Below are 9,506 nucleotides of genomic sequence, written 5' to 3'. Positions count from 1 at the left end.
TTCATGGTCAATCGGTGCCGTCCATTTATTTGCGCCACCGCGCCATCACCCCTTATGGCTGTCGCGGTGCGAGAAGCACTCTTGATCCTGCAGGAGGAGCCTGAGCGGCAGCAACGCCTTATTGATCTGATCGACTTTACACATCGTCAGCTCGTTGTGTGCGGGCGCCCGAGCCGTCGAACTCTCAGATCATTCCTTACGTCGTGGGTGACAACGGCTGCGCGATGCGGCTCGCCTCTGCACTACAGGCGCGCGGCTTTGATATCCGCGGGATACGGCCGCCAACAGTGCCTGTGGGAACGGCAAGGTTGCGGATCTCGCTGACGCTTAACGTTGGGCAAGTTGATGTATCCGACATGATTGATGCGTTGGTCGAAGAGACTTGGGGCGACGTGCGATGACGGCGCTAGCCGCGATCATGAGGCTGATGTCCGCATCGGCAAAGCGATTTTCAAAGGTGCGCGCCGGCGCGCGCGATGCTCCATTTCGATGCGCACTTCAAATCGCAATGACAAGCCCGGCCTGCGCAGAGCCAAGATCGCTCTTTGGATGGCACGTCAAGGCGTTCGTCGATAGCTAACCACTAGGCTGGACGTGCTCCGGCGAGGATACAAAAGATCGTTCTCCGCTCGAACCGGTGCTCGCAATTGTCGTACCCCCGACAAGCTTCTGCTTATGCTGATCCAAGGAACAGGCCCAAGACAGATGCAACGAGGCTGCTTTTCCGAGACTGGCGGTCTCCAAAAATGGCTGATGCAGGCGAGACCGTCCGATGCCGACGCGAGTAGCAGTTTTCTTTACATCGGCCGGCTGGGCAGTGGTCTTGGTCGTAATCCTGCTCTATGTGATCTTCGGCCCTGGCTGAGCCTGGTGATTATAAGCAGGACCATAGGTGGCTTGCCGGATCGCGGGTGAGAGTCTGCCGGAATTGTCGCGTGTCCTGAGGCCTAGAGCTCAGGCCCAGCGCATGCCTCGCACCGCAATCTGCCTCTTGAACCACCTCTGTGGGCTTGGCGGATCAACGTGAAGGCATGGATGTTGTCGGCCGCGGTGCGAGCGTTTCTTGGTGCCAGTCGCGCGTTGCCAACATGAGTACGTAGAATACGAGGAGAATTAAGAGGCCGCGCATACCAAAGGTCTTCCCGAAGTGACAATTGTGGAGCGATATCCGGTGCATTTGATGCAGTGATTACGCAGAACTCGACCGAAGCCTTGTATCTGGCGGCAAACGACTAGCCGGCCGCCCCGAAGGTGCCAGCGTCAGCTCAGCAAATCGACCCTGCCGGTGTCGAGCCGATACAGGCCCCCGATGATCTTCAGTCTGTTCTGGTCAACTGCCGCGTTCAGAATCGGCCCCGCCGATTTGAGTTTGTTGACATTATCGACTACATTTTGTCGGGTTGCATTGGCGAACGTGTCACCCGTTTGCTGGCGAGATGCCTTTACCGCAGGCGCAAGCGCAGCGACGAGGGATGAAATGTGCCCCGGCGGCGGCTTATCGTCGTGGAGCGACTTGATCGTGGTGTCTATCGCACCGCAATGATCGTGGCCAAGTACCAGGATCAGCGGCGTGTTCAGCACGGCGACCGCATATTCCACACTGGCGAGCGTGTCATCGTTGGCGAAGTTGCCGGCGAGACGGCAGACAAACAAATCACCAAGTCCGCTGCCGAAGACGAGTTCAGGCGCCACGCGAGAATCGGCGCAGCTCAGAACCGCCGCATATGGATTTTGCCCATCGACCAAGACCTGGCGCTCGCGTTTGAAATCGTCGCCTCGTGAAGTGCCCTGGACATAGCGATCGTTCCCTTCCATCAGCCGCTTCAGCGCAGCATCCGGCGAGAGCAGGTTATCTGGCTTCGGCGGCGCTTTTGCTTCCTTCGCATCGACAACGTTGCCAAGCCGCAGGCAACCCGCCGAAACAGCGAACAGCAACAGCGAGCGCCGCGAAGGCGCGATCTTGGTCGGATAGGACATATTCGGAGAACGGCCTGCATACATGCGGTTCACCTCATCGCGCGGCTTTATGCCACCCGGTGGCTTCGGCTTCTGCTTCGCTGCAGAGCCAGCGGTCACCAGGCTTCTTCGTTATGTCGATTTGTGCGTAACTGAGTTGTCCGGGCAGGTGATAAATGCGCTCGCCTTTGCGGTCCACGGTGCCTTTTATCAGACACTCGGGCGAGGGCGGGTCCGATAGCAGAGTGGATCCGAGCAGGAGCTCCCGAGCGTCGATCGGAATCGAGCTCGCACCGACGATGATCGTCCCCTTGTTGCGGCGACGCCAGTCCCAAGGCGCGATGAACGCCCCCGACCACAGCCCCGCATCGGCTGTGCTCGCCACCAACTCATAGATGGCGTAGTTGGGGTTAGATCGACCCGACGATAGTGCCAAGCCCGAGCGTACCATCCAGGCGTTCACATCCTCGCCTTCGATGAAGCAACTGCCGAGTGACCTCCTGTACTCATCAACTCCTGTGGTATGACAATCCCACGTTCGTCCTTTTGAATGCTTGATAAGCTCGTCGCGAGCAGCTACGCCGCAAGTCCATTTCCGGCCGTGGGCGTCGAGGCAAATCTGATCAGTCTCAGGAGCTTCGATACCTGAGAGCCGAATCTTGGTTTGCTCGATCTCGATCGTATTGCCGTCGAGGATGCGCGGAGCGCCGCTGAGCTTCGCCGCGCAAGCCGGAGAAGTCATGACAGCGAGCAATGCGACCATCATTAGGCGGTGCTTCATCCCGACACTAACCTTTCGATCTTGGTCCATGTTCACGCACGATCCGGCGCCGCCACATTCGACTGCTTGACCGCACCACGTCCGTCGTTGGGCCAGCATCGTTCGAGGTGTGCTTTATGAAAGCTTGGTTGTGATTTCCAACCTACGACCTGACGCTGCGTGAGGTTCAAGCGATTTCTTCCGGTGTGCGTGTCTCGGTATCCTTCGAGCCTCGCCGGTCTCTCTCAGTCGGCGCGCACTGCACCCTGTCGACCTGAGGAGGAGATCCCCATCGCTCGAACTCGCGATGCAGGAGAAAGCCGGACCTCGGAACGCTGTTTCTCACGCGCTTGAACAAAAGCGCCTGTGAATTTTCGGCTGTCGAGCGGAAGTCAGGCGTGGATGAGCGACCTTGCTACGCTTCGTGCCAGCCTGAATCGCTGCAAGATCCGCTCTTTCTGGTACCTGCTCGTGCGGCCAATCTCGGAGCCCCTTGGCCGCGGATTGGGAGCCGCAGTCTCCACACTCGGAATATCTGTCGACAAAATGAACAACTACAGGGGGCCGGCATTCGAAACCGCAGCGCGCGACTGACTGCGTGATCACGCGCAGGAACGTTTCGGCGGGCCGGCCTCCGAAAGCGAATTCGAAATTGACATCGCCGGCCGTCTGCTCGACGGATCCGCTATGTTCGCGAGCGTAAGTGTGAAAGTGCGATGATCCGGAATCCATCCTAAAGCAACTCGAAGAGCGCATCGTGAAGCTCCGATATGCGCAGCAGGCTCGTTCAAGACCACCTCGTCTTCTTCGCTCGCAACGGCTTTTCTGACGGGTCAGTGTTGATATCCGTCTCTCCCAGGCGCTGTGCACAATTAATAAGCTATATCTGTAAACATGCCGATCTTCCGCTGGTCGTCGCTCAATGGAGAACGATCGGCATCGTGGGGGCACACTGCGCGGCTAACCGAATTCGCAACCAGCGACGGCGCCAGGACAGGTGGAGCAGAACAAAAGAAGGGCTTTCCCATCCTTCAAATCCGGATCTATAACGTGCAGACGAATGCGCGCGAGGAAATCTAGACCCGACTCAGTTCGGTCCTCGATGCCTCGCGCACGGCTCCAGGGCTCCTCGCCGGGGGCACTCGGAAAATGACGCGCGGTCAGGGAAGTATGCCGGCGTCCCTAACACCGCCAGGTTCCCGGGTACCCTCTTAACCGAGTTCATCGCAGCACTCGGTCCCGCGTGCCGCCTCGGCGTCGCTATGCTCACGCTCCTGCGGTGCCAGTCAGTCGCGCGATGCGCGGCGCACACGCCGGGTCGGGCTTGGGCCGAGGCATCTCCAGGCCGGTCCCGTGAAGAATGGCATGGAGAGCTGGTCCCCTCGCAGATTGGTGTCCCTCCCGCTGCGTGGGGAGCGGGGGGGCCAACCGGCTCTCGCAAGCTGGCACGCGCGCTGAGCTCGACTCCTCGCCGAAAGAGCCGAGCGCAATCGTGCTTCCCGACTTTTCCGATCACGGGCCGAAGGCTCGCGACTGTTGCGAAGGCGTAGCACCGCGGCTTTAGAGCGCATATGTTTTGCAATTTGGTTTGAGGCGCTCGGCGCCCAAGGAGCTACGGCGCGATCCTACTCCGCGCGACCATTTACCGAGGCCCTTCGCGCCCCTCTAACTCTTCCCATTCCTTTAGCTTTATGCGATTGAACCAGGAGCCAGGAGGAAACGCCGCGATACGCTTGGCAAAGAAGGATTGCGGCTCCCAATCGTGTCCTTCGCTCTTCTCGAAAGTGATGACCCCGTTGTGAGTAAAAAAACGCGGCCCGGGGATATTACAGTTCACCAAAATCAGAACGCGCCACAGACCACCTTTCTCGGTCGGCTTTTCATTCGGCCTCGGCAGATAGTCCACTCCAACAGGCTCAACGATAGTGCAGCGGCCCTGCCGCAGAAGATTGCCGAGCTGGCCTTGCGCGGTGGTCACAAAGTTGAAGTTGGCCGGGTCATGCAGAAAGCGAAGGTTTGCGTCCCTTTCGCCATCCGCGACTTCACTGGCGATCAAGGAGAGCGCCAGGGCACGCCAGCCCAATTCCATCGGCTTGGCATAGGTCGACGCAAGTTCAATCGTCCCGTCGAATGCGATCTTCCAGGTGATAACGTACTGTTCGTCTGATTTATTGGCCCGGTGCCTGGTCCACGAGACGAAAACATATTCATTTCGGTCAACTCCTTCAGCAACGCCCCACGTTCGAGGGACGAAGTTTGCCACCTTCGAGACGTTGGAGATAATTTGTTCTATCGTCTCGCCGTCTTGCGCTCGCCACGTTGACTTGACTCTTTCGACAAGGGCGTTGTCGTTGGCACGAACGCTGTTGCTCGTCGCAGCCAGCCCGACCAGGCAGATCAGCGATCGACCGAGATAAAACCATAGCGCGCGTCTTCCAGACATTTTCTTCATAACCGTCGGCCTAACTGGTTTTTCATCGACACGTCGTTGAAAGCGGGCAACCTTCAACCTGTTATGCGCGAGCGCAATAAGTTAGCGTCGACGCGACGGGGCGACCGATGGTGTCCCGCGCGAGCAGGCGCTCCCCTCTATGTCACGCGCCGCTAACTTCAGTCGCCAGCGACAGCCCGGATTTGCTGTGCTGGACATGCCCAGCAGGAGGGCCTGGGCATGCCGATGACTTGCATTCTTCGTGCCAGGTAACAGACGGAAATTCTTACCGGTTTTGTGTCTTCTTTGTCGACTTTCCGACTTGCACACGTTTCGATCGTTCCATTCAGCCTATCCATCGCGGCTTACCCATCCTCGTCCCGCACCGGGTATTCGACGGCGCAGGGGAACGCTTCGGTGCCAAGTTCCTGATGAGAATTCGGAGCACGTTTGCCGCCATTGAACCGTTTGGTTCGGTTGCAGGAATGTGGGCTTTCGATCTCTGCCATGCCTTTGGGCGCTTGTGGCCACGGGGCCGCGGCGCGTTTGGCGCTCCTTTCGCGATATGCGGCGGCTCCGGAAGTCGAGAGCAGCCTCAGTCAGCTGCGGTTTGCACTCGATGGCCAACGACGCCAAGCCGATCTTTACGCCGAGCATTTGGAGTCTGGCTCGCACCGCAAATCAACATGCTCGCCGGTATGTTGCTGACTTTCGCCAGGTGTCTTAGGCCTATTCAATACGGATCCTGTTGGTCGAGAAGGCGGTTGGATGGCGGACGTGCTCGATGAACCGCTGGGAAGCCGGGACTCGCATCAAATGCGTTCTGCTCGAGGCAGCAGTCCCGACCGCGCAAGCCGCATTTGCCCCTTCCACCGATCTGGCGTGCGGCCCCACGCGCACGCAGCTCCGATGGTCATTCCGACATCGCTGATTGGAGAGCGCTTCTACATCGTGGTCAACGAAAGAGATGCACGTCATTCCCGTAGCAGATGTCGCAGCGTTAGCTTGAGATATAATCTGAGAGGTTGACGGAAGAGTTCTCTTGCCGATAATCCAACTCGTCGAGGTTCTCCGGTTTGCATTTGATCCGGAGCTAAGAGGGAAGCCGGTGAAAATGCCGGCGCTGCCCCCGCAACTGTGAGCGGCGAGCCGCTGTCCAACGATGTCACTGAAGCCTGCGCGGCTTCGGGAAGGCCGGACAGCAGCGATGACCCGCGAGCCAGGAGACCTGCCCCGACATCTATTCGTCCGCGGGCGGGGTGTCCCGGTGGTGCGCTAAGCAGCCGTCGCACGCGCGACTTCCCCTGCCTGCGTCCGCCATGGCCTTTGCCCCCAACATGGGGTTAACGCTATGTCTCTTCTCTCCCTTCCGGTTGCCACGCTCGGAACGCCACGCATGGGTCCAAGGCGCGAGCTCAAACGCGCTCTCGAAAGCTATTGGGCCGGAAAAAGCAGCGAACAGCAGTTGCTCGAGGACGCAGCTGGCCTGCGTGCCGCGAACTGGGCTCGTCAGAATTCTATCGGCGTCACGGTGATTCCATCGAACGATTTCTCGCTGTATGACCAGGTGCTCGACACAAGTGTCATGGTTGGCGCCATCCCGGGCATCTACGCCTCGAAAGCCGAGTCCGTTTCGCTCAAGACGTACTTCGCCATGGCCCGCGGTTCACAATGCGACGACCAGGATGCGAGTTGCGGTCACGGACCGCGCGGATTTGGCGCACCCGCGCAGGAGATGACCAAGTGGTTCGACACCAACTACCACTACATGGTCCCCGAGTTTCACGGGGGACAGACTTTCAGACTGTGCTCTCGCAAGCCGATCGAGGAGTATGAGGAAGCTAAGGCCCTTGGCTTCCAGACCCGCCCTGTCCTGATCGGGCCGGTCACATTCCTAAAGCTCGGCAAGAGTGCCGATCCTGCGTTCCAGCCACTCTCGCTACTGGACGATCTGATACCGGTCTATATCGAGGTCCTGCAGGAATTGGCCAAACGCGGGGCAAAGTGGGTTCAGTTCGACGAGCCCTGCCTGGTTCTTGATCTGGGCGAGGTGGCGCGAAAATCCTTGCTACATGCTTATAACCGGCTCGCGAAGGAGGGGCCGGCCATCAAGATCATGGTTGCCAGCTATTTCGGCGACCTAGGCGACAATCTGGACACCGCCTTGAGCCTTCCAGTTGCCGGACTGCACCTCGATCTGGTTCGAGCGCCAGAGTTATTGGATCAGATCATCGCTGGCGGCCGAAGTGATCTTGTCATGTCTCTCGGTGTCATCGACGGCCGGAATGTATGGCGGTCGAATTTGTCGTCGCTCCGCCAGCGGCTGGAACCCGCGATTGCGAAGCTTGGCAAGGATCGTGTACAGATCGCCCCATCCTGTTCGCTGCTTCATGTGCCGGTCGATGTTGAACTCGAGACCGGACTCGCTTCCGACGTCAAGCGTTGGCTTGCTTTCTCGGTTCAGAAGATGCATGAGCTTGCAACCCTGGCGCGGGCACTCGCAGGCGACCAGAATGCTGCGCTAGCTCTTGCCGAGTCGGAATGTGCCGCGACTGTCCGCCGGACTTCCCCGAAAATCCGTGATGCCAATGTCGCTGTCCGGATGAGAGCGATCGACCAGACCATGCGCCGGCGCGCCAGCCCATTTGCCCGTCGTGTCGAGATCCAAAGCAATCGTTTCGGACTACCGGCTTTCCCTACCACGACGATCGGATCGTTTCCGCAGAGCACAGAGGTCCGGAATGCCCGTGCAGCGCATGCACGAGGCGCGATGAGCGACGAGCAATACGACCGGTTCCTCAAGGAGGAGACTGCGCGCGCCGTACGTTGGCAGGAGGATATCGGTCTTGACGTCCTCGTGCACGGCGAATTTGAGCGCAATGACATGGTGCAGTACTTCGGCGAGCACCTCGCCGGCTTCGCATTTACCACGAACGGATGGGTGCAATCCTACGGCTCGCGCTGCGTCAGGCCACCGATCCTGTTTGGCGATGTCTTGCGGTCGAAGCCGATCACCGTGGAGTGGTGGCGCTACGCGCAATCACTAACCAGGAAGCCGATGAAGGCGATGTTGACCGGACCGGTGACGATCTTGAACTGGTCCTTTGTTCGCGATGATATTCCCAGAAGCGAGATCTGCCGCCAGATTGCGCTCGCGATCCGAGACGAAGTCCGCGATCTCGAGAACGCTGGTGCGACCATGATCCAGATCGACGAAGCTGCACTCCGCGAAGGATTGCCGTTGCGTCGATCGGAGTGGACGGCTTATCTCGACTGGGCCGTGGATTGCTTCCGCATCTGCTCATCTGGCGTCGCCGATCAAACGCAAATTCATACGCATATGTGCTACTCGGAGTTCAACGACATCATGGGTGCGATCGCTGCAATGGACGCGGATGTCATCTCGATCGAGACGTCGCGCTCGAAAATGGAACTACTCGACGCGTTCAGGAACTACGAATATCCAAATCAGATCGGGCCAGGCGTGTACGACATCCACTCTCAACGTGTTCCCGAGACGGGCGAAATGAAGGAGCTGATGGCACTGGCTCGGGCACGGCTGCGGGATTCGCAGCTCTGGGTCAATCCGGACTGCGGCCTGAAGACGCGCAAATGGGAGGAGGTTCGGCCGGCGCTAGCGAACATGGTCGCTGCCGCCCGCGAATTGCGCGCTGCATCCGATCCGCTAGGCCGTTGATCGCGGGCCTGGGCCTTTTCTCGACAAAGCTGATCCGCTTGTGGCCATTTGCGCTCTCGATAATCTCGAGGGAGCCTGGGGAACGCAAAAAAATGCCCGGCCTTGGCGGGCCGGGCGGAAGGAAAGTCTGGGAGGAACGACCGCTGGCGCATCGCGCCGACTTCCATCGGCGGAGGGAGGACAGCCGACGGTTCGATCACGGCGAGGACATTCGCCGAAAATCTGAGCCCAGTTAAAGCACAAGCTCAGCGTAAGCTCAATTATGCTGTGGTATGCGACCGTATAGCCTGAGTTTTAGAAGTCTACACGAAGGTTTGTAGCTCATGAGCACGTCGGCAACGAGGGGCAGTGATGCCGGCGGTCGCCGCGGGAGCCACCCGCAAATTGGTGCGCTTCCTGGCTGGAAACGATATGCTTGATCACCGCGGCGATACGAAAAACCGGGCTCCAAGGATCTCGCAAACGTACGAATGCATGAGCGGCTACTGTTGATTGGGACCCTGATTAAGGCAGCCGTCGGTCGACCGGTTCCACCGATAGTCAGTTTCGGCTTGGGCCTGTGTTTGAGCTCTATGAGCGGACGAGTTAGAGAACGTCACGATGAACCGTCCCGGGTTTGCCGGAGGCCATTTGGTTTAAGTTAGGCCGCCATGGCGGGTTGT

The 9,506-nt window shown here is 59.0% G+C and carries 4 protein-coding genes, 1 pseudogene and 1 riboswitch; of the genes and pseudogenes, 2 read left to right on the top strand and 3 right to left on the bottom strand.

From position 1 onward, the window contains the following. Window positions 1–401, top strand: a pseudogene (locus WN73_RS12580) (aminotransferase class I/II-fold pyridoxal phosphate-dependent enzyme); the annotation flags it as partial. 859 nt (window positions 402–1,260) lie between these two features. Here WN73_RS12580 and WN73_RS12575 read toward each other — a convergent pair. From WN73_RS12575 to WN73_RS12565, 3 genes are all read right to left on the bottom strand, one after another. Beyond that, window positions 1,261–2,001 (bottom strand): carbonic anhydrase, encoded by a 741-nt coding sequence (locus tag WN73_RS12575; protein ID WP_271553033.1) that lies wholly within the window; start codon window positions 1,999–2,001, stop codon window positions 1,261–1,263. A 10-nt stretch (window positions 2,002–2,011) separates the two neighbouring features. Next, window positions 2,012–2,722: a thermonuclease family protein gene (locus WN73_RS12570; RefSeq protein ID WP_271553031.1), complete on the bottom strand. Its 711-nt coding sequence runs from the start codon at window positions 2,720–2,722 to the stop codon at window positions 2,012–2,014. Window positions 2,723–4,358: 1,636 nt separating this feature from the next. Next, window positions 4,359–5,225 carry a nodulate formation efficiency C protein gene (locus WN73_RS12565; RefSeq protein WP_245570231.1) on the bottom strand — a complete coding sequence of 289 codons (867 nt, stop codon included), beginning with the start codon at window positions 5,223–5,225 and terminating at the stop codon, window positions 4,359–4,361. Window positions 5,226–6,194: 969 nt separating this feature from the next. Next, window positions 6,195–6,397, top strand: a riboswitch (cobalamin riboswitch). Between the two features lie 101 nt (window positions 6,398–6,498). On the opposite strand from WN73_RS12565, the gene metE reads away from it, so the two are divergent. Further along, window positions 6,499–8,844, top strand: a complete 2,346-nt coding sequence (metE, locus tag WN73_RS12560) for a 5-methyltetrahydropteroyltriglutamate--homocysteine S-methyltransferase (RefSeq protein ID WP_097669779.1) — start codon at window positions 6,499–6,501, stop codon at window positions 8,842–8,844. The last annotated feature ends 662 nt before the right edge of the window (window positions 8,845–9,506 follow it).

It is taken from the genome of Bradyrhizobium sp. CCBAU 45394, from assembly GCF_028128655.1.
Lineage (GTDB): Bacteria > Pseudomonadota > Alphaproteobacteria > Rhizobiales > Xanthobacteraceae > Bradyrhizobium > Bradyrhizobium diazoefficiens.
Note: the sequence above shows the minus strand (reverse complement) of the source record. Positions and strands in the feature narration are given on the sequence as shown.